At 44.6% G+C, this 25,150-nt stretch carries 18 protein-coding genes; 11 read left to right on the top strand and 7 right to left on the bottom strand.

Translation table 11 applies throughout. The features are described from left to right. Nucleotides 1-33: 33 nt before the first annotated feature. Nucleotides 34-1,461, bottom strand: a complete 1,428-nt coding sequence (locus CYL31_RS01120) for a coniferyl aldehyde dehydrogenase (RefSeq protein WP_212917173.1) — start codon at nt 1,459-1,461, stop codon at nt 34-36. 94 nt (nt 1,462-1,555) lie between these two features. On the opposite strand from CYL31_RS01120, the gene CYL31_RS01115 reads away from it, so the two are divergent. The 9 genes from CYL31_RS01115 to pbpC all read left to right on the top strand — a co-directional run bounded on the left by CYL31_RS01115 (nt 1,556) and on the right by pbpC (nt 17,007). Then, on the top strand, nt 1,556-2,176 hold the full coding sequence (locus CYL31_RS01115; RefSeq protein ID WP_212917172.1) for an SGNH/GDSL hydrolase family protein: 621 nt from the start codon (nt 1,556-1,558) through the stop codon (nt 2,174-2,176). 455 nt (nt 2,177-2,631) lie between these two features. Further along, complete coding sequence (locus tag CYL31_RS01110; protein ID WP_212917171.1) at nt 2,632-3,501, top strand: NAD(P)-dependent oxidoreductase; 870 nt, start codon at nt 2,632-2,634, stop codon at nt 3,499-3,501. A 533-nt stretch (nt 3,502-4,034) separates the two neighbouring features. Then, complete coding sequence (locus tag CYL31_RS01105; protein WP_212917170.1) at nt 4,035-5,627, top strand: ABC transporter substrate-binding protein; 1,593 nt, start codon at nt 4,035-4,037, stop codon at nt 5,625-5,627. Between the two features lie 120 nt (nt 5,628-5,747). Next, on the top strand, nt 5,748-6,758 hold the full coding sequence (locus CYL31_RS01100) for an ABC transporter permease subunit (RefSeq protein WP_212917169.1): 1,011 nt from the start codon (nt 5,748-5,750) through the stop codon (nt 6,756-6,758). Between the two features lie 10 nt (nt 6,759-6,768). Next, the gene (dppC, locus tag CYL31_RS01095) at nt 6,769-7,683 is read left to right on the top strand and encodes a dipeptide ABC transporter permease DppC (protein ID WP_212917168.1); all 915 of its coding nucleotides are present in this window, start codon (nt 6,769-6,771) and stop codon (nt 7,681-7,683) included. An 11-nt stretch (nt 7,684-7,694) separates the two neighbouring features. Next, nucleotides 7,695-8,663, top strand: a complete 969-nt coding sequence (gene dppD / locus CYL31_RS01090) for a dipeptide ABC transporter ATP-binding protein (protein WP_212917167.1) — start codon at nt 7,695-7,697, stop codon at nt 8,661-8,663. Then, nucleotides 8,660-9,688: a peptide ABC transporter ATP-binding protein gene (locus tag CYL31_RS01085; protein WP_212917166.1), complete on the top strand. Its 1,029-nt coding sequence runs from the start codon at nt 8,660-8,662 to the stop codon at nt 9,686-9,688. The genes dppD and CYL31_RS01085 overlap by 4 nt, the downstream gene beginning before the upstream one ends. A 171-nt stretch (nt 9,689-9,859) precedes the next feature. Next, the gene (locus tag CYL31_RS01080; protein ID WP_212917165.1) at nt 9,860-14,719 is read left to right on the top strand and encodes an alpha-2-macroglobulin family protein; all 4,860 of its coding nucleotides are present in this window, start codon (nt 9,860-9,862) and stop codon (nt 14,717-14,719) included. Continuing rightward, nucleotides 14,719-17,007 carry a penicillin-binding protein 1C gene (gene pbpC, locus CYL31_RS01075; protein ID WP_212917164.1) on the top strand — a complete coding sequence of 763 codons (2,289 nt, stop codon included), beginning with the start codon at nt 14,719-14,721 and terminating at the stop codon, nt 17,005-17,007. The genes CYL31_RS01080 and pbpC overlap by 1 nt, the downstream gene beginning before the upstream one ends. Before the next feature lie 32 nt (nt 17,008-17,039). On the opposite strand, the gene CYL31_RS01070 is transcribed toward pbpC, so the two are convergent. Next, a complete protein-coding gene (locus CYL31_RS01070) occupies nt 17,040-17,354 on the bottom strand; it encodes an antibiotic biosynthesis monooxygenase (protein ID WP_212917163.1) in 315 nt (104 codons plus the stop codon). A gap of 222 nt (nt 17,355-17,576) precedes the next feature. On the opposite strand from CYL31_RS01070, the gene CYL31_RS01065 reads away from it, so the two are divergent. Next, nucleotides 17,577-18,536: an AraC family transcriptional regulator gene (locus tag CYL31_RS01065; protein ID WP_212917162.1), complete on the top strand. Its 960-nt coding sequence runs from the start codon at nt 17,577-17,579 to the stop codon at nt 18,534-18,536. Between the two features lie 62 nt (nt 18,537-18,598). On the opposite strand, the gene CYL31_RS01060 is transcribed toward CYL31_RS01065, so the two are convergent. Further along, nucleotides 18,599-19,690 (bottom strand): hypothetical protein, encoded by a 1,092-nt coding sequence (locus CYL31_RS01060; protein ID WP_212917161.1) that lies wholly within the window; start codon nt 19,688-19,690, stop codon nt 18,599-18,601. Between the two features lie 186 nt (nt 19,691-19,876). Beyond that, complete coding sequence (locus CYL31_RS01055; protein ID WP_212917160.1) at nt 19,877-20,335, bottom strand: YehS family protein; 459 nt, start codon at nt 20,333-20,335, stop codon at nt 19,877-19,879. A gap of 215 nt (nt 20,336-20,550) precedes the next feature. Between CYL31_RS01055 and CYL31_RS01050 the strand changes: the two genes are divergently transcribed. Then, nucleotides 20,551-21,684, top strand: a complete 1,134-nt coding sequence (locus CYL31_RS01050; RefSeq protein ID WP_212917159.1) for an acyltransferase family protein — start codon at nt 20,551-20,553, stop codon at nt 21,682-21,684. A gap of 91 nt (nt 21,685-21,775) precedes the next feature. Here the strand turns inward: CYL31_RS01050 and CYL31_RS01045 are convergent, their stop codons facing one another. From CYL31_RS01045 to CYL31_RS01035, 3 genes are all read right to left on the bottom strand, one after another. Next, nucleotides 21,776-22,837, bottom strand: coding sequence for a class I SAM-dependent methyltransferase (locus CYL31_RS01045; protein WP_212917158.1), 1,062 nt, complete (start codon nt 22,835-22,837; stop codon nt 21,776-21,778). Beyond that, a complete protein-coding gene (locus CYL31_RS01040) occupies nt 22,827-23,435 on the bottom strand; it encodes a gamma-glutamylcyclotransferase family protein (RefSeq protein ID WP_100636168.1) in 609 nt (202 codons plus the stop codon). Before CYL31_RS01040 ends, CYL31_RS01045 begins: the two co-directional genes overlap by 11 nt. 187 nt (nt 23,436-23,622) lie before the next feature. After that, nucleotides 23,623-25,149, bottom strand: a complete 1,527-nt coding sequence (locus tag CYL31_RS01035; protein ID WP_212917157.1) for a DHA2 family efflux MFS transporter permease subunit — start codon at nt 25,147-25,149, stop codon at nt 23,623-23,625. Between the last annotated feature and the right edge of the window lies 1 nt (nt 25,150).

Below are 25,150 nucleotides of genomic sequence, written 5' to 3'. Positions count from 1 at the left end.
CACGCTAATTAGTTAGTGTGGGATTTTTTACGTTTACAGGAATGTCCAAAATTTTGCGACTAACCGATGAATACGACGCCGATACGGTGGACGCAGCAAGGTAAGAACATTCGGCCCACGTTTACGTAATACCGACTTGCAATGAGAAAAGGTACGAAAGCCTTCTTCAGCGTGATAAGCGCCCATTCCGGATGCGCCAATGCCACCAAACGGCAAGTCCGCCTGTGCTACTTGAACCAAAGTGTGGTTGATCACCAAGCTGCCACTGGCAATATTTTCCTCGCAGCGCTTTTGATCGTCATTTTGTTGCGTAAACAAGTACATTGCTAAAGGCCGAGGTCGTTGCTGAATATAAGACAAGGCTTCAGACATCTCGGAATAGATCAGAATTGGCAACAAAGGTCCGAATATCTCGTCCTGCATCACTCTCAATTCATCGTCTGGTTGATGAAGCACATGCAACGCCAGCTTGCCATTACTTTCTTCTGGTCCCTGCGGCATGAGATTCTCACAAACGACACCAGCCACTCGTGCTTGCTCTAAATAACCTTTTAGGCGATCTAATTGGCGGACATTAATTAAACTCGTGTAATCAGGGCTTAACACACCTTCTGGATAATAATCCGCAAGTTCCTGCTTTATATAATCGATTAAGGTCTGCTTTTGGTCGGAATGGCACATAACGTAATCTGGTGCGACACAGGTTTGCCCCGCATTTAGAGCCTTACCAAACACCAGCTTCTTAGCCGTATCACGTAAATCCGCCGACGGAGCAACCAGTAACGGAGATTTACCACCTAGCTCCAAGGTAATGGGCGTTAAATGCTCGGCGGCGTTGCGCATAATAATGTGCCCCACGGACGTCGAACCAGTAAACAAGAGATGGTCGAATGGCATGAGACTAAACTCGTTGGCAATTTCGGCCTCACCTTCAATCACTTCCACCCAGCTTTCTCCTAAAGCTTGAGTCACTATGTTACGCAATACTCGATTGGTTTCAGGGCAAAACTCCGACAGTTTCATCATCACACGATTTCCTGCGGCTAATGCGCCCACCAAAGGCCCTAGAGACAGCAACACAGGATAGTTCCAAGGTGAGATGATACCTACCACACCTTTTGGCTGATAGAACACCTGAGCGCTAGCTGGCAAGGTACTTATGTGAACCTTGCGCTTTGACGGTTTCATCCATTTCGCTAGATGACGTTTCGCGTGCTTTATTTCCCCAATTAAAGGAACAAGCTCAAGCAGCCTAGATTCTTCATGAGTACGATGTCCAAAATCTTTCTGTAAGGCATCTAATAAAGAGGTCTCATGACCCATTAACGCCGCTTGCAAACGGGTCAGGCATTGTTGGCGTTCTTCGGCAAGAGGAAAGGGAGTTTTCTGAGTCGCGCTTTTCAGGCGAGACAGTGCCAAGTGGATACCTTCTTTAGAAGAAATAGCAGGTGTTGTGTTCATGACGCCCTCTTCAACGCTCTCTGTTATTTTATGATTAAACGCCGCTTATTAACTACACTATCTATTGATCCATAAATAATGCAAGGAGCACATCATGGCGACTATTTTATGTTACGGGGACTCACTCACTTGGGGACGAGTACCTAACGGCGGACGTTACCCAAAACACCTACGCTGGCCTACTATGCTAAATGACTTATTAGGTCAACAACATCAAGTTATTAACTTTGGTTTACCGGGCAGAACGACGATCTGGAATGATCCCTTTTTGGAAGGTCGAAATGGCTTATCCTATCTTCAAGCAGCATTAGAAACCTTTGGCCCTGTCGATATTTTAATTTTGATGTTGGGCACCAATGATTTGAAGCGACACTTCCATATTGGAGCCTACGAAGCGGCAAAAGGTGTTGAGAAACTGATCGAAAAGTCAAGAATACCAAATACTGATGATTTCTCAGTCCCAACCCTTGTTGTAATCGCTCCGCCAAATATTTTATCCCCAATCGGCTCTATGGCCGAAAGTTTTGATGGCGCCATTGAAAAATCACAACATTTTCACCAGTACTATCAGGATATTGCGATTCGTAACCAGTGTATTTTTCTTAATGCTGCTGGGATTTTACAGCCAAGCGAGGTCGATGGCGTACATTTAGACGCTAGAGCAAATGAGCAACTAGCGAACTCGATATATTCTTTGATAAAAGCTGATATATAACAATAAGACATTGTTTTATATCTATTTTTTAAATTCTCTAGATGCATAAGGTTTTTTCTATAGAAACGAATCAATCTCAACTAGATAACTTTATTAAGATTCCTTAATTGGATTTTGTTGCTAATAGCTATTGACAAAGGAGGTAAGATCCAGCAGCACAAAAGGAAATAATGAAAATAGTATAAAATATGCACGATTATTTGATCATACTCGCTTTTTGACGAAATAATCGCTCACTCAGATTTTCTTACACAAAGTTATCCACAGGAATTTTGGCTGAGCGACCTTTATCAAAACACGCATTAAAATGCTACCGAAATAGCAATTATCCGCTTCTGTATGCTTCATTTCCTTATTTTTTGTACCTCGTAATTGCTAAGCAAATCAGTATGATCTGTCTATTAAATTTGTTTATCAAATCCGTATCTCGAACAAATGTAGTAAGGAGAAAAGCAATGAAAGTAAGTTTCATCGGACTCGGAACTATGGGTTACCCAATGGCTGGCCATGTGAGTAAAGCGGGCCACGCGGTTGTGGTCTTCAATCGATCTACACAAAAAGCCCAAAACTGGTGTGAGGAATACACAGGCACCTTCGCTACAACGCCAGCTCTTGCAGCGCAAGATGCTGATATTGTATTAACTTGCGTGGGTAATGACGACGATTTACGCGCCGTATATTTAGGACAAGACGGCGCATTCCAACAAGCAAAAGCCGGCACTCTTTTTATTGATCACACTACCGCTTCTGCAGAAGTGGCGAAAGAGCTTCACCTGGCAGCTCAAGAACGTGGGGTTCACTTCATGGACGCACCAGTATCTGGCGGACAAGCTGGAGCAGTCAACGGTGTATTAACCGTAATGATGGGTGGCGAGCAAAGCGATCTAGATAAAGCTCAGCCTGTATTAGATTGCTACGCAAAAGCCACCAGCTTAATGGGCTCAGTGGGTAATGGTCAGATAGCAAAAATGGTCAATCAAATTCTTATTGGCGGCGTGTTGTCTGGTTTGTCTGAAGGGATTCGCTTTGCTCAGAAAGCCGGTTTAGACATCGCTTCATTAGTTGAGACTTTAAAACATGGCGCTGCGGGTTCTTGGCAATTAGAGAATCGCGGCGAAACCATGGCGAAAAACGAGTTTGATTTTGGCTTTGCGATTGAATGGATGCATAAGGATTTAGGTCTGTGTCTTGCCCAAGCAGAAAAAATGGGGATCAAGATTCCATTAACCCAGGCCGTTGACCAGGATTATCAAGATCTCATGGCGGAAGGCCGTGGTCGTCAAGACACTTCTGTTCTAATAAAAGCGCTCGATAAAAAAGCCTAATTTTTAGTGTTATGTGCAGTTTAGTGTTTCTCTGAGGAAGCACTAAACTGTCTTTATATAGATTTAATACCTCGTTAAAAGCCCTCTTTCAATCTCTCTTTTCTCAATTTTTTGCATGTTTTCTAAAAAAACAATCCTTTTTTTTCCATATTCCTTACTCAGCAATTTCCCTGCAAAACCTTTGTTATCAAGGCTTCCCTGCCTTTATAGAGATTATGTATTCATTACACGCATAGGACATATCGTTATTTCGATTGGTTATTTAAATTAGCTTGAGTAATCTTCAGAGACGCTATTTTTGATGCTTCTGTTTATTCAGATTCATCATTCATAGCTAAAGGGGGCTCAGGGACGAGGCAGAGCAACCCCATTCGAACTAGGAGTTTGGATGGGGTTTGTTTTAAAAAACTGTAAAAACTCGAACTATGAAGATGGCTCTTAACCTACCCAAGATAATCACAAAAGTAACGAATACCTTGATTCGACTTCCCACGTGTTTGACACGAATATAATTATGTTAATGGAGAGTTACAATGAAAAAAGGGTTAGCAAAACTGACGCTTGCACTTATGGCTGCTGGAGCAATCAGCACCACTGCTCACGCCGCAACAACACTGGTTTATTGTTCAGAAGGTAGCCCTGAGGGCTTTAACCCGGCATTTTATACTGCTGGTACTACTTTCGATGCGACATCGAAAAACATGTTCAACCGTTTAGTCGAATTCAAATTGGGTACGACAGAAACTGAACCAGGCTTAGCAACAAGCTATGATGTATCAAGCGATGGCCTTGAATACACTTTCCATTTGCGTAAAGGCGTGAAATTTCACACTTCTAAAGACTTCACACCAACACGTGATTTTAATGCCGACGACGTAATCTTTACTTTTGACCGTCAAGGCAACAAAGAAAATCCTTACCACAGTGTGTCAGGCGGCTCTTACGAATACTTCACTGGTATGGGCATGGATACCTTGATTAAAGAGATGGTGAAAGTCGACGACTACACAGTGAAATTCATTTTGACGAAACCAGAAGCGCCTTTCATTGCTAACCTTGCAATGGACTTTGCGTCTATTTTCTCTAAAGAACAAGCCGACGCTTACATGAAAGCCGGCACACCAGAAAAATTGGACATTGATCCAGTTGCTACTGGTCCTTTCCAAAAAGTTCAGTATCAAAAAGATTCTTTGATCCGCTACACAGCGTTTAAAGACTACTGGCAAGGTAAAGCAAAAATCGATCGTCTTGTTTTCTCTATCACACCAGACGCTTCTGTTCGTTACGCTAAATTGAAAGCGGGCGAATGTGATGTTATGCCGTATCCAAACCCAGCTGATCTTAAGCAAATGGAAGCGGACCCAAACATCAACCTAATGAGCCAAGAAGGCTTGAACGTTGGTTATTTGGCATTTAACACGCAGAAAAAACCATTCACTGATCCTCGTGTTCGCCAAGCACTAAGCTTAGCTACTGACAAGAGCGCGATCATCGATGCTGTTTTCCAAGGCGCTGGTAAAGTCGCTAAAAACCCAATTCCACCAACTATGTGGTCTTACAACAAAAACGTTGTAGATTACCCATACGATCCAGTAAAAGCGAAAAAATTGCTTGCTGAAGCAGGTTATCCAGATGGTTTCTCCACTAACATCTGGGCAATGCCAGTACAACGCCCATACAACCCAAATGCGCGTCGTATGGCTGAAATCATGCAAGAAGACTGGTCTAAAATCGGCGTAAAAGCGGAAATTGTTTCCTACGAATGGGGTGAGTACTTAAACCGTTCTAAGAAAGGTGAACACGATACCGTACTGCTAGGTTGGACTGGTGATAATGGTGACCCAGATAACTTCCTATATGTATTACTAGGTTGTGATGCTGTTGGTGGTGCTAACCGTGCACAGTGGTGTAACGAAGAGTTCAACAACTTACTTCTAAAAGCGAAACAAACTTCGGATAAAGCAGAACGTACTAAGTTGTACGAAGAGTCTCAAGTTGTTTTCAAACGTGAAGCTCCATGGATCACTATCGCTCACTCAGTGGTTTACGAGCCAATCCGTAAAGAAGTTAAAGGTTACAAAATTGATCCACTTGGTGGTCACTACTTCTATAACGTAAGCAAATAATCAACGTTTAGAAATACGTCCTTTGGACAACAAAGTACTTACTCGCTGGGACGTGAGTAAGTACTTTGCTGACCGAGCTCAACGCTCGATCATCTAATATCTCAAGAGAGCCCGTCCTTTATGTTCCAATTTATTTTCCGTCGCTTAAGCCTTGTTATTCCGACTTTTCTCGGGATCACCTTGCTGACCTTTACCCTTATTCGCTTAATCCCCGGTGACCCAATTGAAGTCATGGCCGGTGAACGCGGTGTGAGCGCAGAACGTCACGCCGAGCTAAGTGCTCAACTTGGCTTTGATCAGCCGTTATATGTTCAGTACTACCACTATGTCACCGGCGTTTTACAAGGTGATTTAGGCAACTCCCTCATTACCAGAGAACCGGTAATGAAAGAATTCCTTACGCTTTTCCCAGCCACCATTGAGTTGGCTTTTTGTGCGGCTATTTTCGCTATTTTGATCGGTTTGCCCGCGGGTATTTTTGCTGCGGTAAAACGTGGAACGGTAATTGATCATTCGGTGATGACCTTCTCACTGACCGGTTATTCCATGCCCATATTTTGGTGGGCGCTACTATTGATGTTGGTATTTTCCGTTAATCTGGGTTGGACACCCGTCTCTGGACGGATCGATGTGGTGTACTGGATCGACGACGTTACCGGCTTTATGCTGATTGACTCATTATTGTCCGGTGAAGAGGGTGCGTTTGCTTCTGCCGTTTCGCACCTGATCTTGCCAAGTATTGTTCTCGGCACCATTCCTATGGCGGTTATTGCCCGTATGACGCGCTCTTCTATGTTGGAAGTATTAAGCGAAGATTACATTCGTACCGCTCGCGCGAAAGGCATTGCGCCTTGGCGAGTCATAGTGATTCACGCGCTCCGTAACGCTTTGATTCCGGTTATTACGGTCATTGGTCTGCAAGTAGGTATTTTGTTATCCGGTGCCATCCTGACCGAAACCGTGTTCGCTTGGCCGGGCATTGGTAAATGGCTAATCGAGTCTATCGGTCGCCGTGATTACCCCGTTGTACAAGGCGGTATTTTAATTGTCGCTTGTATCATCATTGTCGTGAATCTCTTGGTAGATATCACTTACGGCATTGTTAACCCACGAATTCGACACAGCCGATAAGGAGGCGTTTATGACAACATCTACAGAAACGTCCACGACAGACATTCCATTGACTGCACCAGCACCCATGACGCCATTACAAGAGTTTTGGCATTATTTCAGCAGCAACAAAGGCGCTGTAGCTGGCTTAGTCGTTATTGCGATCATTTGCTTCATGGCGGTATTTGCCAATTTTGTTGCTCCTCACTCACCTTCTGACCAATACCGCGATGCGCTGTTATTGCCTCCCGCTTGGCTAGACGGCGGCAACTGGTCTTTTGTTTTGGGTACAGACGATGTAGGCCGAGATATCTTATCTCGATTAATCTATGGTTCGCGCCTTTCTATTGCCGTTGGCATTGTGGCGGTAACTGCGTCTTTGATAATGGGCATTCTACTTGGTCTAGTAGCAGGTTATTTCAGAGGCATGATAGACACAGCCATCATGCGTATCGTCGACATCATGTTGGCAATGCCAAGCTTATTGTTGGCTATTGCGATCGTCGCCATCTTAGGGCCAAGCATTGTTAATGCAGCTTTGGCAATTTCCATTGTCTCGCTGCCACATTATGTACGCTTAACCCGTGCAGCGACCATGGCCGAAATGTCCCGAGATTATGTGACGTCTTCACGCGTAATCGGTGCTAGCCCGCTGCGTTTGATGTTTGTATGCATTTTGCCAAACTGTTTAGCACCGTTAATCGTGCAAGCAACATTAGGCTTCTCCAGCGCGATTCTAGACATGGCAGCGTTGGGCTTTCTTGGCCTAGGTGCACAACCACCGACCCCTGAATGGGGTTCTATGTTAGCCGATGCGTTGCAGTTTGTTCAGCGCGCGTGGTGGGTGGTTACTTTCCCCGGTTTGATGATTTTGATCACAGTACTGGCGTTTAACCTCATGGGCGATGGCTTACGTGATGCCCTTGATCCCAAGTTGAAACAGTAAGAGAGGTTGTTATGTCACTGTTACAGTTGGAAAATTTAAGCGTTACCTTCGGCAATTTTCGCGCCGTAGATAACATCAGTTACAAGGTCGAAGAAGGGGAAGTTCTCGGCATCGTTGGGGAATCTGGCTCAGGTAAGAGTGTGAGTTCATTGTCCATCATGGGTTTGATCGACTTCCCAGGTAAAGTTAGCGCAGACCAATTAACCTTCGATGGTCAAGATCTGCAAGCCATGCCAGAAAAGCAACGTCGTAAGTTAACCGGCTCCGACATTGCGATGATCTTCCAAGATCCAATGACCAGCCTTAACCCATGTTTCACCGTGGGTTATCAGATCATCGAAGCGTTAAAAACGCACCAAGGCGGCAGCAAGAAAGAGCTGAAAGCGCGCGCTATTGAGTTATTAACACAAGTGGGTATTCCTGCACCGGAATCGCGTTTGGACAATTATCCTCATCAGCTCTCAGGCGGCATGAGCCAGCGTGTGATGATTGCCATGTCCATTGCATGTGATCCACGCTTATTGATCGCAGACGAGCCGACAACCGCGCTAGACGTGACCATTCAAGCACAGATCATAGATCTATTGATCGAGCTACAACGCAAGAAGCAAATGGGCTTGGTGTTGATCACTCACGATTTGGCTCTTGTGGCCGAAGTGGCTCATCGCGTTATCGTTATGTACGCAGGACAAATCGTTGAATCTGGTCCAGCGTCGGAAGTCTTTAGCACCCCAAGACATCCATACACGCAAGCCTTACTGGCTTCTTTGCCTGAGTCTGCCTCCGGCAAAGCACGCCTTGAAGCGTTACCAGGAGTGGTTCCAGGTCAATATGATCGCCCATTGGGTTGCTTGCTCAGCCCACGCTGTCCTTTTGCGACGGATCATTGCCGCAAGGTTGAACCTGCGAACCAGGGCGATCTTGATCGCCAAGTAAAATGCCATACGCCATTGGACCGCGAAGGGAGACCAACCGCATGAACCAATCCGATAGCCAATTAATTTTAAAAGCTGAAAACCTAAAACAGCATTACCACGTCAAGCAAGGTTTGTTTAAACCTGACGCCGTGGTGAAAGCCGTCGATGGTATTAGTTTCAATCTTGAAAAAGGCAAAACCCTTGCGGTAGTAGGCGAATCTGGTTGTGGTAAATCCACTCTTGGTCGCATGCTCACCATGATTGAAACACCGACTAGCGGCAAGCTAGCGCACCTAGGTGAAGACTTACTAACCTTGAGCTCAGACGCTCAAGCGAAGCTACGTCAGAAGATCCAAATCATTTTCCAGAATCCTTATGGCTCGCTGAATCCACGTAAGAAAATTGGCGCGATATTGGAAGAGCCATTGGTGATTAATACCAAGCTTTCCAAAGCAGAGCGCAAAGAAAAAGCTCTCACGATCATGGCGAAAGTCGGCTTAAAAACCGAACATTACGACCGTTACCCACACATGTTTTCCGGTGGTCAACGCCAGCGTATCGCTATCGCACGTGGTTTGATGCTCGACCCAAATGTCATTGTGGCCGATGAACCTGTGTCAGCGCTGGATGTATCGGTTCAGGCGCAAGTATTGAACTTGATGATGGATTTGCAGGAAGAGTTTGGTTTGAGCTATGTGTTCATCTCTCATGATTTGTCTGTGGTGGAACACATCGCCGACGACGTCATGGTGATGTATCTAGGTAAAGTGGTTGAACAAGGGACTCGCGAGCAGCTGTTCGAAAACCCAAAACATCCTTACACCTTAGCTTTGTTGTCTAGTACGCCACAGCTTTCACCAGACAAACGTCGCGTTCGTATTAAGCTGCAAGGCGAACTGCCTTCACCGCTCAATCCACCTTCTGGCTGTGCTTTCCACGGACGTTGCAGCTACGCCAACGACCGCTGTAAAACCGAAACGCCATTGCTACGATTAGACGATCAAGCGGAGCAAGAACAAGGCCACATGATTGCTTGTCATGCTGTGGAAGAAAACCGTATTGAAGCGATTGAAGTGGGAGCAGCGTAAGCGAAACTATCTAAGATATGTGAGTTTAAAAAGCGCCCGCAAGGGCGTTTTTTGATCTACTTTAAATGCCCGCCCTTCGTTCATGTGATAATCCGTGATCTATTGCACCTTGTAACCCATAGTATGAGCTAATAGAATCCGCTTCATATAAACGCAAAAGGGATGCTTGTCATGCGGTCAGTTCTATCCGGTCTTCACCTCATTTGGATGAGTTTGTTACTGCTTTCCAGCACGCTCCACGCGGCGGATTTTTATATATCAGATGTCAGTGAAACCACTCAAGACAATGCGCCCGCATTGGTTATTCGCTTTACCGATTCGATTGACCCTCAAAGCGACCTAAGCAAATCTATTTCTGTAACACCCAATCCCACCACTGGCAATATCTGGATACCGCAAAATAATGGTCGCCAATGGGTACTGCCATTTGTTGAACCCAGCACCGAATACACCATCAAGGTAGACAGAAAACCCAAATCAGTCAGCGGAAACACTCTCTCCGAGAAAGACAGCGAAGGTAATATTCACCGCTTTGAGCGCACCGTAAAAACCCGTGAAATCATTCCCGGCGCCAATTTTTCAGGTAACGGAAGCTTCTTAGTTGGCAACATTCAAAATGGCATTCCTGTTACTGTCATCAATCAAAAATCGGTGGACTTAGATGTCTTTCGGGTTCGTGATGACGCTTTAGATCGTTTTCTTGATGAAACATCATTGCAAGGAATGAACGATTACTACAGCCTTACACGACTAAAGCAATACGCCGATTTGGTCCATTCTGCACGCTATGAAAATGATGCCAAAGCCAATCAACGTAAGACCTACAATTTAAACTTAGATCCAGTTTTAGAAAAAAACGCCCCTGGCATTTATGTGGCCGTTATCCGCAAGCCAGGTGATTATGACTACGCCTACGACACGGCGGTTTTCACCATCACAGACATAGGTTTACACGCCAGAAAATACAAAGATTCTTTGGTGGTTTACAGTCACTCCATTGCCACGGCAAAACCAATGGCTGATGTTAATCTACGGTTTTTGTGGCCGAAAACAGATAAACAAGCGGCGCACGATCAAACCGCCACAAGTGGTCTAGATGGCAGCTATCAATTATCGACCAACGACTTGCCACAATCCGTGGTTGCTCGTCATGGCGACAGCATTACCTTCTTAAAATTAGACCGTGATGAATTAGACTTATCCGCCTACCCAAATGTGCCAAGCTTACATCGCCCTTACCAGATGTTTATGTACGGCCCGCGAGACCTTTATCGCCCTGGTGAAAACGTCTCGATTAATTTATTACTGCGCGATTTTGACGGCCAAAAAGTGGCGAATTTGCCCCTGCAGGCCAAGCTTTACGATGCTCGTGGCGAACACAAAAAACAGTTCACTTGGCAACCTGACAGCACCAACCTTTATCAAACAGACTTCCAGTTAGACGACAACGCGACAACAGGAAAATGGCGTCTTGAAGTCAGTATTAACGATGAATATGTTGATACTTACTGGTTTCAGGTAGAAGATTTTTTACCGGAAACCCTAACGCTGTCCTTTTACGATGATGTTCCTAATCAAACTCGCTATGCTCCAAAAGGCCGTTTTGATGTTCCGATTCAAGGCGATTATCTCTATGGCGCGCCTGCAGCAGGCAATGATGCCGATGCGGTTATCACTGTCACACCTTCGACGACGCCGTTTCCGTCGCTAAAAGATTACTACTTCGGCAATGCCAACGAAAAAATCAATGGCCGCACGCTGAAAACAGCCCCTATCAAACTGGATAAAGATGGCAAAGGAGTGATTTCCATCCCCGACAATTGGGCCAACACGCCAGTACCATTGCGCTATCTTGTCAGCGCCAGCGTTTACGAAAGTGGCGGCCGTCCGGTAACGCGCAATCAAAGCGTCATACAGTTACCAGACTACGATAAGCTGGTTGGTATCCAGCCATTATTTAAAGGCCGACCTGCGTCCAATGAAACGCTGCAATTTAAGCTATTAAGTGTCGATCAAGAAGGGGAACCGGTTGCTGACAAGCTCAGTGTTCGCCTGTCTCGAAATTACCGCGAATACTTCTGGGAATACAACGAATCCCGAGGCTGGTACTGGAATTATCAGAGCCATATTTATACGGTCGGTAATGAAAATATTAACGTGAAAGACGACGCTGTCACCGTTGATTTCCCTGTGCAATGGGGCACGTATATTTTGGAAGTCACCTCTGAAACGGGAGCGAAGAGCACCTTTGAGTTTGAGACAGAATGGAGTTGGGATAACCAAAGTAGCAGCAATTTAAAACCCGACATGCTGCAAATGTCGTTGGATAAAGATCACTACGAGCCAGGCGATAAAGCAACTTTGCGTTTAACCAGCCCAGTGGCTGGCGATGGCATTATCAATGTGGAATCCACTAACGGAGTGCAATACAGCCTGCATAAGAACATCGAAAAAGGCACAAATGAAGTTAGCATCGATGTACAACAAAATTGGAATCGACACGACTTATACGTCACGGCGATGGTGTTAACGCCAGCGGACCAAGTCACCGAAGTCGCACCAAAACGCGCCTTAGGGTTTGTGCATTTACCCATCATTCGCCCAGATGCCATTGCCGACGTAGAGCTGACCACCGAAGAAAAAGTTCAGCCAAACAAAGTAGTTAGCGCACATATTAAGGTAGCGAATATATCAGAACTTGGGAATCAACCACTTTATGCAACGGTCGCTCTTGTTGATAAAGGTGTGCTGAATATTACGCGCTATAAACCACCTCAACCTGAGCAGTATTTTTATGCTCCGCGCCGTTTTGAATCGGCGTATTTCGATATCTATGGCAAGATCATAAATAACCTAGGTTATGACATGATCCGCCAGAAATTTGGTGGCGATGCCTTTAATGAATCTGATGCAGACCTCAGCCGCGGCGGTAAAAAACCAAAATCTGATGTGCAAATTATCTCCTTCTTGAGTGAGCCGGTTGCTCTCGTCAATGGCGAAGCCGATGTCAGTTTTGATCTGCCTAATTTCAATGGCAAATTGGAATGGATGGTTGTGGTCTATGGCGATAACAGTTACGGCAGCGCCCATAAAGAAATGATTGTCGCTGACAAGCTTGTCTCGCAAATTGCCATGCCGCGTTTCCTTGCGATGGGAGATAAGAGCCAAATCAGCATTGACTTGCACAACCTTTCCGATGCCAAGCAGACATTTGATGTCAGTGTGAAAGTAAATGGCGCCGTCATTAGCGAAGGTGTGCAGCAGAGCCTAGAGCTTGCCGATAAAGAGAAAACCGTACTTACCATTCCTATCACAGGCGCGGACAGGGAAGGCCAAGGTGTCATCACACTTAATGCCACCAATGGTGACGACATCAATATCACGCGAACGTGGCGACTTGGCGTACGAAGCCCTTATCCTTGGGCAACGAATCAATTACGTGCGACGCTAGAACCAGGCGAGCAATGGAAGCCGAGCTTTGATATCAGTTCATTGCGAGACAGCAGTGTTCAAGCAATGTTAACGATTTCTAATCGCCCTGCGATCAACTTTAGAAGCCAATTCGAGAACTTATTACAATATCCTTATGGCTGTTTAGAGCAAACCACCAGCTCGACCTATCCTTGGCTATTGTTAAACGAAGACATGGTCAATCAGCTCGATTTGAATGACAGTATTGAACAAGAATTTAAGCAACCCTTTAGCGAAGCCTTCCGTCTAAAGCAAATCCAGGACGGAATCGAAAAACTTAAGTCAAAGCAATTGAGCAATGGCGGCTTCGGTTACTGGGATTCGAGCAGTTGGGAATCTCGCTGGGGCACCGTTTATGCCACGGAGTTTTTAATCGATGCGCGTAAACAAGGCATTGTCATTGATGACGATATGCTGAACCGTGCGATCAAACGATTGACCCTCTTTGTCAACAATAACCCCGAAAGCGACATGTGGAGCGAAAGCTCTGATTATTATCAGTTCTCCTATCGCGCTTATGCCGCGTTTGTCTTAGCCAAAGCGGATGCTATTAGCTTGAGTTTCGTTCGCCGCCTCTTTAATCAGTCGTCGACAACAGAACTAAACGAGTCCGGACTTGCTTGGATGCATTTAGCTGGCGCCTTAAGCCAATTAAATGATAAAAATCGAGCAGAAACAGCACGCCAGCTAGCATTAAGCAAACAACGTAAGCGTTACGCTTATTACCGAGATTATGGCTCTGTGATGCGTGACCAAGCATTAAGTCTTGCGGTTGCCTTAGAACTCGGACTGGATGACGGAGACCTTGCCGATAAGATGATTGAGAGCCTACAAAGCAAGCGTTGGTTCAGCACTCAAGAGCGCATTGCTTTATTGAAGGTCGCAAGTCAGTACGCACAAAAAAGCAGTGAGTGGCGCGCTACCATCCAATTACCATCTGGCGAACAGTCGCTAGTAAAAGAACAGGCATTCAATTCTGTATTTGATGCCGACCAGTTGCGCAAGCTCAAAGGCATTACCGCAGACGACCAAAAACTGTATGTCAGCCTGCAATACCAAGGCGCACCTAAAAACACCCCAGAGCCATACAGCGAAGGGCTGCGCATTAGCCGCCAGTATTACGACCTAACAGGTCAACCGACGACACCAACCACATTAACCAGTGGGGATTTGCTCATTGTGGAATTAAATGTTTCCACAGTTGATGATGACTTACGTATTCCAGATGCCTTGGTAGTGGACCTTTTACCAGCGGGTTTAGAACTAGAGAACCAAAACCTAAGCAACGCCAGCGTCGATTTGGATAGCATTATGATTGACGAAAAACCGCTTGGTAGCTACTTCCGTGAAAATAACCTGCTGTATCAAGAATACCGGGATGATCGCTTTGTGGCTTCCGTAAGCCTTACGAATCGTTCGGTGAAAAAGCTTTACTATCTGGCTCGCGCAGTCACACCGGGGACTTATCAGGTCGCGCCACCCTTTGTAGAAGATATGTATCGTCCTAATTACCGTGCCATTGGTACATCGATTACAACCTTGGAAATATTGCCTCGTTAATGGCTCGTTTTAATGGTCGATTCCGGTTATGGGTTTGTTTACCCATCGCCGGAATACTGTTGTTTTTATCTTTCTTATTATACGACTGGGTTGTACCGGTCGATTTAGAATCCCGCTCACTGAGTCAAACTGTTCTCGCCGAGGATGGTTCGATTTTGCGTAATTTTGCTGATGACAACGGCGTATGGCGCTTTCCGGTAACATTAGACGAGGTTTCCCCAAACTACCTCGAAGCGCTCATTACTTACGAAGATCAATACTTTTACTATCACCCCGGCGTCAATGTGTTTGCGCTCACTCGCGCTACTTGGCAATGGATAAGCACAGGCGACATCGTCTCTGGCGGCTCAACCTTGACCATGCAAGTGGCTCGTATACGTTACCCAGAACCCAGAACCGTATGGGGAAAACTCAAAGAAATCGTCCGTGCTCTGCAATTAGAATGGCACTTTAGCAAAGCAGATATCCTCACCTATTATCTCAACCATGCGCCCTTTGGTGGCACCTACGAAGGTATTCAAGCCGCTTCCTTGGGTTACTTTGGCCATAAGGTGAAACAACTGACAGACGCCCAAGCGGCACTCTTGGCGGTTTTACCACAAGCGCCCAGCTATTACCGACCAGACAGACATAACGAACGCGCCCAGCAAGCGCGGGACAAATTGATGCGCCGCTTAGTAACACTGGAAGAGTGGTCAACAGAGCGCTTAAACGACGCATTAATCGAAGACATTCCCACCATAACCAAACAAGATTACCAATCAGCACCATTACTCGCCCGCCGATTAGTGACGCAAAGCACATCGCCCCAGATCAAAACCTTTATCCACTCTCAATGGCAAGGTCAGATCAGTAACATGCTGAGAAACTATGTCCATGGTATTGGGCAAAAAGTCTCGGCTGCAGCATTAGTTGTTGAGAATGAGACTGGCAAGATAAAAGTCTACGCTGGATCGGCCGATTTTAACGACAACAGCCGTTTCGCTTACGTGGATATGGTTCAGGCTACTCGCTCGCCAGGTTCAACACTTAAACCCTTTATTTACGGCATGGCATTGGATGAAGGCTTAATTCATAGCGAAAGCTTATTGATGGATGTGCCGCTTAAGTTCGGGGACTATCAACCCGACAACTTCAATGGTGGTGTCAGTGGGCCAGTATCCGTTGCTCATGCCTTGCAAGCAAGCCTGAATATTCCCGCGGTGCAAGTATTGGAGCAGCTCAAGCCGATTTACTTTTTCTTAAAAATGAAAAAAGCAGGCATCGAGTTGAAGCTCCCGACCGGAGCGAAGCCTAATTTGGCGGTGGCTCTCGGTGGCGTTGGCTCGAATTTAGAAGATCTTGTCTATGCCTACACCAGTCTTGGAAACAAAGGACAAGCACAGCATCTGCGTTTTAGTACTGAAGATAAACAATCACAACAACCGCTGTTGAGCGAGGGCGCTGCTTGGGTTATTCGAAAAATATTATTAGATAATCCAGGTTCTGTTTCTGGCTTGGCGGTTAAAACCGGAACAAGCTATGGATTCCGTGATGCCTGGGCGATTGGCGTGAGCCAGCATTACACCCTAGGCGTTTGGATTGGCAGACCCGATGGTGTTCCCATGCCCGGCCATTATGGCCAAGTTACCGCCGTGCCATTATTAAATAATATTTATCAACGGCTAAACGATCAGCGCCCAGCCCCACAAATGCCCGACAGCGTGTCTAAAGTAGACATATGCTGGCCACAAGGTGACATAGTTAAAACGAACTGTGAGGAGAGCCACAGCGCTTATATTCTTGACGGCACCATTCCTAAGACTTGGTACAACACTGCGGCGCTACAACAGCCATTCAACCAATCTGAATTTCAATTCTGGCAAGCAGATGATTCCAAATTACGAGTCAATATAAGCTGTCAGATCGACGCCAAACGCCACAAGGTAACAGTCTGGCCAGCGCCATTAGAACATTGGCTAAGCCCAGAACAGCGCCGATCTTCTCGCATACCAAGCTGGGACCCTAGGTGCGCAACGACAGGCAACCTAATTCGTCAATCCCCCGTTCGCATCTATGGGCTGGCAAATCAGGATGCGTTCCAACTACCTAAGCAACAAAACCGAGACATCAACATTTCCGCCGAGGGAGGAGAAGCGCCTTTTTACTGGTTTTTAAACGGCGTTCTGTTAGCAGACCAGCAAAGAAAGACCACATTAAAAGACCTAAAATCCGGCAACTATCAACTAACTTTAATAGACCAAGCAGGCGCAAGAGACCAAGTCGAATTCTCGGTTCTTCTCTATTAAAATTTCGCCATTGGTAGTCATTATGATCCAGATTAAACCCAATGATTTTCTATCACATCGTAATGACGAACAAAGGTATCTGGATCTAGCTCATATTCATCATCTTCAGGATAAAGTTTAGCTACTTCAATATCCTGACCAGCGAACGCCACAATCGACTCGCGTGTCGGCCAATAAGTAATCAGAGTCACCTCGAACGTTAGCTCATCAACTTCTCGCCCAAAAATTTGAGCCCCTTTGAACCCTTCGGTAGCAGATGTATCTTTCACTCCTGTTTCATATAAGTAGGTGATGAATCCTTCTTTTTTAGACATTGGGCAACGGGCTTTCCACTCCCTCGCGATCATATTAATTCCTCCTCTTATAGACTGTGTGTTTGCGGATTTATCAGAGTAAACAACATTGTTTATAAAAATACTGTTTACTATATCAATAATTGATGCACTAACCTCAAAATTGGATGACTAAGTCAAAGCATCAAGCATTACACTTTATAGTCGCTGTAAAACGAATTTAAAGTTTTACCTAGATTGCTGACTTATAAAAATAATTAATGCACTGGTGTAAATATGAAGTTTAATTTTTCTGCCTGCGACCTTCAGGTTGTAGACGCTTCAGCACAAACTCTTGCTGGCATTTTATTGGATAAGGGTTTTGGAGAGCATCATTTTATTCAACAAGCATCTCAAGAGAAACTTGCCACGTTGAGGTTTAAAGAATTTGGACCGCTTTCTATTTTAGAATATGCAGCGGGCGTTCCCGTACATGTAAACTCCTCCCAAGTCGCTAACGCTTATTTTCTGAACGTCATTTCAGCTGGCCACAGTGTCGAACAATCTCATGATAGAAAGCGCGTACTGAAGGCTGGCGATTCCACTTTGGTTATGCCTAAAGCCCATTTGATATCCAATGATTCAGCAGGCTGTAAAAAGTTAATCGTGAGGATTCCTACGGATTTTCTACATCAAACAGCGCGCGAATTTGGCTATTTATCTTCCATCAATCCAATTCAGTTTGATGCTAAGGTAAGCCAATTCCCACTCGCTGGGCCTTTGTTTAATTTGCTAAATGATATATTGCAGCAAGACAAAAAAGAACTGAACGAACGCGCACGAGTTTATTACTGCCGACTCTTAAACAGCGCCATTCTTAATATGTTCAATAGTAATGTTCGCCAAAGCTCTCTTTCTAATGAGTCATTACACCGCCATATAGAACGTATTCGTAATTATGTATTGGACAATATTACAACCGATATAACGATCGATGAGCTAGCGAACCTGTGTCAAATTAGTCGCAAATCACTTTATAACTTGTTTGAGCGAGAGACAGGACTGACTCCTTCAGCTTACGTTCGCCGTCTCAAACTAGAAAGCGTACATTCGGAACTAAAGAACAATGAGCGAATTAAAAATGTGACTCAAGTCGCATTGAAATACGGCTTTACTAATTTGGGAAGATTCTCGGCTCAATACCGCGAACAAATAGGAGAACTGCCTTCACAGACATTGCGTGATTTATCGTATTGATGAAGATAAAAAGAGCAAACCGGATAAAAGGGTAAAGCCCGGTTTGCTCTGGTCAGTACTCTTTAAAACTTGTACATCGCCATCACTTCAACTTGCTGTCCAGCAGGGCGAGATGACGTTCCAACCGCTGAAGATGGTCGGTTAGGCATATTCTGATCACGTAATTCCAAACCGAACTCTAACCCAGGCACATAGGTGTAAATAACATTAGCAAGGGTGAGTTTAAGTGTGTCATCTGTAAGCGTTGATGAGACTTCATCAGAGGTAACCTGACCATAGCGCAAATTGACTCGCACCTTCTCGCTTAACTTATGGCCAATCCCCGCAGTGAAACCTGTTAACGTTACCAAATCCCCTTGTCCGTCAACTTCCGTCACGCCGGACGCACCAGTCGCCCCTAAGTAACCCCAGCCCGCGTATACGCCTGCACCTTTACCAGTAAAACCGCTAAGCGATAAACTCGTGTCACCAAAATTAAGTTTTGCCGCTAAAGACAAGGCAGCACCAAACTTAGAATCGTTGTCCGTTGTGTCTGAAGGCGTCATATCTACATCACGACCTGTAACGGCAATATTGAAAGCATGGCCACTCTCTGTGCGGTGAGTAAACGCCGCAACCATATCTGGATAGCTTGCATCACTGTAAACAGGGTCTTGAAAGGTCAGGCGAAAGTCTTTTGTCGCGTAATGTACAACAAGATCAGGTCTGACAACTGCACCATTACCCGCAATAGTACCTATACCTAAGCCCCAAAGATTAATCATTTCCGTATCGAATGGCGCATTAGCAAAGAACTGTCCGTTCCATGTTTGACCAACGGTTAGGTTATCTACCGTAATGGTCGCATGACGTAACCGATAGGCATAAGTACTATCAGTGGCTGTCGTGTTGTTATCCCAGAAGTCAGCTTCTATAAAACCACGTATTTTGTGGTCTTCTACTGTACGGCTTGCTGTGAAATTGACACGAGACTGACGAGCACTACCGTCAAAAGTGCTGCTGCCTTCATCTGGATTACTAAATACACCTTCAGCTTTAAGATAACCACCTACGCTAAATTGAGTGCCATTAAAATCACCTAACTCTACGGCAAACCCTTGAGAAGAAAGGCTTGCAACGATAACAGCTTGCGCGACTTTATTTTTGATTAGCATATTGATACCACCCTGTTTTTATCATTTATATTTATTATGGGAAGCCAATATCGCAAAGCGAAGCTCAATGAAATAGCCACATAGTGCAATCTTTGTACACTGGGTGAAATAGCAATAAAAAAAGCCGCTACCTATTCGGCAGCGGCTTTTTTTATTGAAGCAGCGAAGTACGTAATAACCTACAAATTACACTCGAAACTGTTTCTGCAGCCCCATCAAGAAATTACGTAAAATTTGGTCTTTGCATTCACAGTAGTGACGGTTATCTGGTTTGCGGAAGAAAGAGCTTAGCTCATGCTTGCTTAAGTTAAATTCCGCTAGAGACATGATGTCGAGAATTTCTTCAGCTTGTAGGTTCAAGGCGATACGTAATTTCATGAAGATAGCGTTATTGGTTAAGCGCTTTTCAGGCTCAGGTTGTGGACCTTCGCGTTTACCACGCTTGGTATTGATAAAGCCATTAAGAAATGTCGCCATTTCCACATCAATCATTTCAACATAACCTGCATCGTCTTCTTTCTTTAGCCAGCTAGTAACTTGCTCTTGCGATGCAATGCCATCGGCTGCAGCAAAGATTTCTACAATAGAGAGCTCTTTTAAATCAAAAGTGTAGCGAAGACGGCGTAAAATATCGTTGTTGTTCAAAATGATTTCCTAGTGTTAGGGGGCATAAATAAGAGTAAGCCGCGACTTTAGCAGATTGGCAAGCATTTACCTATATATGTCGCTAAACCTGTAAGAATATCGTCGAAAATGCATGATTAACGTAAAATTTTAGGTTCTGTCTACAGTCTATATTGATTAGAAACAAAACTGGCGACTTAATAGCTTGTATCTCTCATTTTCATGGATGTAAGCCAGTGAACATTACCCAAAAACCTACACTGATGAACATCGAGGTTTCCAAGAAGCCTTCGGTTGATGAATCAAGTCCAGCCAAAGCAAAAAAATCGGCTCGGATCATAGAATTTGATTATCTGCGCGGATTGGCCATTGTGTTAATTGTGCTTGGGCATTCTGTCACCAATACCAATGATGGTTTCCCTGTTTGGCTAGAAAATATAATTCGTGGTGGCACAGGCGTTTTTGTGTTTATTTCTGGTTTTTTCTTTCATCACATCTTTGCCCAACGCTTTGATTATAAAAAATTTATGTCAAAGAAAGTACAGAACGTATTAGTGCCATTCTTGTCTGTTTCAGCATTTGCAATTGTGGTCAATTTCTTCGTTTTTCTATTCGTTGATCACGCCAGTGTGACGGAAGCTCTGTCGATGTGCTGGGAGGTTTTGCAGCAAGGTTTTGTGCTGTTTCCCCATTGGTACATCCCTTTTATTATGGCGACCTTTCTTTGTTCTGGGCTGCATTTTCGTTATTTAAAACTGCCATTATTGACTCAATTGTCTATCTTGGCATTATTTTCACTCACTGCCGTCGTTATTCATCGACCAGATGGCAACATCAATGTGCTGCAGTCTGTTGTGTATTTCACACCCTTTTATTTATTCGGTATGTTGTATTCTCAGTATCTTGCCTGGATGAAACAGCATTACCGATACTTTTTAGGCGTGGCTATTGTCGCGGTAGTTGTCACGGTTTGGTTGCAGTCTAGCGTTTTATTCCATGCCGGTGGCTATCACAAAGCGGCTTTTGAGTGGGCCGGTATCGATTTGCAGTTCATTCAAAAAATGGGTCTATGCGTATTATTTGTCGGATTTTGCTCTCATCTCGTTTGGCCTGCGCTTGGCAAACATTTGATAATGCTCGCTTCCATTAGTTTCGCGATTTTCTTCTTACACCCCTTACTCAGTATGATATGGGGAAATACTAAATATATATTACTCAATGCTGGCTATATCGAACCCAATACCACCATGGCCTACAGCCTTATCTCATCGGTGTTTTTGTTTATTTTTCAGTTCTATGGATCGGTATGGTTAATCGGCAAATTGAAACGCTTATTTGGTTCTAAAAGCCGCTTATTGATTGGGGCTTGATACAAAAATCGTTTTAAAGTGCAAAAACAAAAAATGCCCATTTTCTCAAATGGGCATTGAGTATTTTTTTGTTGTGCAAAAGCTTATAACGTTATTTTTTCTTCGGTTGGCGACCGTGATAAATCGCAAAGCCTTTATCTCGATACAGACGAGTATGAGAACCCAGCGCCGCGTCTAAGATTGGTGGGTAACGCAAGAAGTCGTTGGCAACAACAAATAACTCACCGTTCAAGGTAAGATGTTGTTTAACCGTCATAAAGAAGCTTTCGGCAATGCTGTAGTCGGTGTTCACACCACTGTGGAATGGTGGATTGGTGACAACATAGTTAAAGCGACCTTTCACTTCATCTAAGCCATTAGAAGCAATTAAAGTCACCGCGTCGCTGACTTGATTCGCAGCGAAAGTTAATTCCGTTGCTTTTAACGCCAATACGCTATCATCCAAAGCAGTGATGCGCGCGCCAGTTTTGTTGTGCAACCAAAGAGCGATGATGCCGTCACCACAACCAAAGTCGAGAATACGTGCGCTGGCAACGTCGCTCATAAAGCGATGCTGATTAAGCTGGTTTAATAAGATGTCAGTGCCTTTATCTAATTTGCCGTGACCAAAAACGCCAGGCAAGCTACACAAAGTCAACGTTTGTCCTGCAATTTCCTGTTTCCAGGTCATAATCCAATCTTCGAATACAAAGGGCTTAGCAGGACGGCGTTTGTAGCCTGTATAAAGCAAACAGTGCTTAGCACCATCTCGCTTACCTACTTCATCCAATCCCGCTTCTAGGCGCTTCATAGAGGATTTAACCCCACTTTTGTTGTCTCCCACCAGCCAAATTTGACCGCCATCTTTTAGAAGAGGCAAAACTGACGCAAGCAAATAATCCAACAACTCTTTGGCTTTAGGCTGATAGATCACAATGTGATCAAAGTCATTACCGTTTTCTAGCGCCCATTGTTCAGACAAGAAAAGCTTTTCATCTGCAAAGCCGACTCGAAACAAAGCATCATAAAAGGTTTTAGATTGGCACCAAGCATACACATCCGCTTTTCTGCTTAAATCAAGTGGATAAGTGTCTTCAGGGTTAGCAAATAAAATTTTGCCGACCAATTCTTCTTCGTTGCGCACCAATAATTGGCTCGTCGAGTTAAGATTCATAAGTTACAGATAGCTCTTTAATAGATAAGGTGGTTACAGGCGCTAATAAAGTATTCAAACGCTCAGTAGGAAGTTCTGGTTGCACTCGCGGATAACGCGGTGCTCTTCGATCATTCAACAAAGGCGATGCCCAGCCTTTGGTTAAGGTTAGAAAGTCTTGCGCAAAATCATCACCATGTTCTAAGCAACCAGACAAAATAACATCTAGGTAACTTAGTGCAATAGGACACTCATCGTGTGGTTCAGTCACATCATCCGTGTGATAAATCCAATAAGTGCCTTCTGGCAAAGGATGATCTTGATACGTAGTTAATTGCTTAACTTCGATCATTGCTCGTTGGTAACCTTTTTCCCGTTCATCAAATAAAGGAAATTGATCATAAGGCACTTCAACTAAAACACCATTGCAGGCTTTCTCAGGAGCATGGATCACAGCAACAGAGCTCATACCATACTCAACTGACATTACCGACCAATGACGCTCGAATCCATGTAACTTAACAGGCCAAACTTTGCCTGTTTCGCCAGTTTTCGCACGGCTTTCACCATTAATTAGGCTGCCATAGCCCAAAATAAAGTGTCGATCTAATGCGCTCATAGCAACCTCCAAGCAAAACTAGGTAAATCAAATATCCAGATAACACGCATGATAACGTGTGGCTTTAGACAGTACTAGCTTATGTATTCATTGGTCGATAAGAACGCAGCAATAACAATGTATAAAGATACAAAAAAGCCCTGAAAAATCAGGACTTTCACAATTTATATCTGAACCTTAATGCTTTTTATGCTCTAGATTGTTTCGACTTTCCTTTCAACAAAAGCACCAAAGGCAAAGCAGCTACGGTCACCCACATCATCAAACGAAAATCTTGTAAATACGCCAAGGTTGCAGCTTGCCCAGTCACCACTTGGTTTAGTGCCGTAAGCCCCGCTGCCGTTGTCGTATTATAAGCCCCCTGTTCTTGAGCAATCTGTAAGCCAAGATTAAATGGATTAATATAATCCGCAAACGCTGCATGGTTTATCTGTGTTCGCTGCGCCAAGTAAGTCGTTACCACCGAAATACCAATACTACTTCCGATGTTTCTCAGCAAGCTAAACATAGACGTCCCTTCATTGCGGTATTTAGGATCCAAAGTTGCAAAACTAATGGTAGATAAAGGCACAAAAATAAACCCTAAGCCTGTGCCCTGAACCATACCCGTTCGAATAATGTCCCATGCTGTTACTTCAGTAGTAAACAGGGTCATTTCCCACATTGAGTAAGTGATCAGCACCAAGCCCAATGTGATAAACAATCGAGCATCAATTTTATTTGCCAATCGTCCCACTATGATCATCGCGGCCATGGTGCCAAAACCTCGCGGAGCCAAAATCGCCCCAATATCAACAACCGGATACCCCATTAATGAACTCATAAACGGCGGTAGTAATGCCATGGATGACAACAAAATAATGCCAACTATGAAAATGAACACCATGCCGACACTGAAGTTCCTATCACGAAACATTTTCGGATCGATAAAGGGATGACTATGAGTGAAAATATGCACTAAGAACATAGAGCCACAAACGACAGTTAACAAACCTTCTATCGTCACCTCTAAACTCGCAAACCAGTTCTGCGATTCGCCTCGGTCTAGCATCATTTGTAAGCTACCAATAGCAACACCGAGTAGAACAAAGCCATACATATCAAAACTGCGTTTCTTATCGAGCTTTGATTCTTCTAAGAAGCCAGCCAAGCCAAGCCAAGCGATAATGCCAAATGGCACATTGATATAAAACACCCAACGCCAGCTATAATATTCGGTCAGCAAGCCACCAAGATAAGGCCCTAAAATTGGCCCAACCATCACACCAACGCCCCACATGGCCATTGCTGAACCATGTTTTTCTTTCGGGTAAGTATCAAGCAATACAGATTGAGATAACGGCACCAAGCTCGCACCAAACACACCTTGCAGCAAACGGAACAATACGATCTGATCTAACGACTGCGCCGCACCACATAAAATAGACGATACAGTGAAGCCTACTATTGACCACATAAACAAACGTTTACGGCCAATTTTTGCGGACAAAATCCCCGTCAGCGGCATACAAATTGCCGCGGCAACAATATAAGACGTCAGCACCCAAGAAATCTGATCTTGGGTGGTTCCCATGGCGCCTTTCATATGCGGCAACGCCACGTTGGCAATAGTCGTGTCTAACGCCTGCATGATGGTCGCTAACATCACAGATATCGTGATCATAATGCGGTTAGTGCCAGCGTCCTCCGTTTTTAGGCTTTGCGTAAGAGCCATC

This window comes from Marinomonas sp. A3A (assembly GCF_018336955.1).
GTDB lineage: Bacteria > Pseudomonadota > Gammaproteobacteria > Pseudomonadales > Marinomonadaceae > Marinomonas > Marinomonas lutimaris.
This window is presented reverse-complemented; position numbering and strand designations above follow the sequence as displayed.